Raw genomic sequence first — 1,383 nt, 5'->3', positions numbered from 1 at the left:
CTCATCTGGTCAATTACCTAATTTTCAGAGAAAAAGTCCCAGAATTTTCCCCCTATCTCTCCCACAACTGGTACTTTTTGATTGACAAAAAGTCTAAAAGTCTTACCCAACAAGGTTTTTAGATTTATTCAGCAAGCCCTAGGTACGGGACAAGCATAAAAGCAAATATTCTTAATTGTCGTTTTAATAAATAAAAGTGATGAAAGGGCGAGGGACTTTCTTGGCTTTGCATAAAGGGAATTTATGGATTTGAAAACAAAGAATATTTGTTTTTATTAAAGCCATTGCCTAGAGTGAAAACAGAGACTCAAAAAGATCACTCAAGGAGATCAAAAACGATGAAACCGAAGCTACTGACAGCCTTCTGTCTATTGCTAATCACAGTTTTTTCTTGCTTCCACCCTGCCATCGCTAGGGCCGTTACCCCCACTGGCGGCGTACCGGCAAAAATTACTCTGGTCGAGCCTGCTGCCGCCGATAATCTGCAAAAACTACAGGAAACTAACGCCTGTGTCGGTTGTGACTTTAACGGAATTAGCCTCAAAGATTTAAACTTGTCCTCGGCCAATCTAGAAGGAGCAAACCTCAGTCAAGCGGATCTAGAAAGAACAAACTTACAAGGTGCTAACCTCAAAGGGACTGACCTCCGGGGAGCCGACCTCGGCAAAACTCTCCTAGCGGGAGCCGATTTAAGCAAGGCCAATCTCTTAGGTGCAGATTTAGAAAAAGCTAACCTGCAAGGAGCAAACTTAACCAACGCCAATCTGCAAAAAGCTGACTTAGAGAAGGCCAATCTCACTAATGCTCGGTTAGACGGTGCTAACCTGCAAGATGCGGACGGTGAAGGGGCGATCGGTGTCGATCCCAATCTATTCTAAAAAAAGTTTTTATGGCAGAATCAAGTTTTAGCGGTTTTCAAGGAGAGCAATATCTATGGAAATTACTCCTTTTTCTCAGCGATCGCTAGATGGGGAGGGAGCGGAAATGCTGCTAGACTTTAAAAAAGCCCATCAGCAAGATTTAAAGGCAATTGCCGAGATTTTGGCAAGAATTAGCCACCAATCACCAGAAAAGGTAGAAATTCTCTTGGAGACAATGCTAAAACAACTGATAGAGCCAAAAACACCTTTTTACGAGACGGCAACACCGACGGAACGAGCGCAAGCTTTTCGGGATTGGGCAAGTAGTCACGATCGAGGCAGCGCACTTTTATCCGACTATGCCGTAAGTCGCGATAGTATCTTTGACATCCTCGCCGCCGTAAAACGGACGGCGATTCCCAAACCTCACGATTTAGGTTTCTGCTTCTTTCCCTTGCGGGGTTCCGCACCTGCCTTAACAGATTTACTCTGTTCTGGTCTTATGGTCGCTCTACAGACTGAC

Annotated in this window: 2 protein-coding genes; both read left to right on the top strand. The window is 44.4% G+C overall.

The window, feature by feature from the left end:
* The first annotated feature begins 338 nt into the window (after positions 1 to 338).
* Positions 339 to 878, top strand: coding sequence for a pentapeptide repeat-containing protein (locus O9290_RS12995; protein ID WP_012267582.1), 540 nt, complete (start codon positions 339 to 341; stop codon positions 876 to 878).
* A gap of 55 nt (positions 879 to 933) precedes the next feature.
* A partial coding sequence (locus O9290_RS12990; protein WP_288087133.1) for a hypothetical protein occupies positions 934 to 1,383 on the top strand: 450 nt, incomplete at its 3' end.

The sequence above is a fragment of the Microcystis sp. LE19-41.2A genome (assembly GCF_027530405.1).
Lineage (GTDB): Bacteria > Cyanobacteriota > Cyanobacteriia > Cyanobacteriales > Microcystaceae > Microcystis > Microcystis aeruginosa.
Note: the sequence above shows the minus strand (reverse complement) of the source record. Positions and strands in the feature narration are given on the sequence as shown.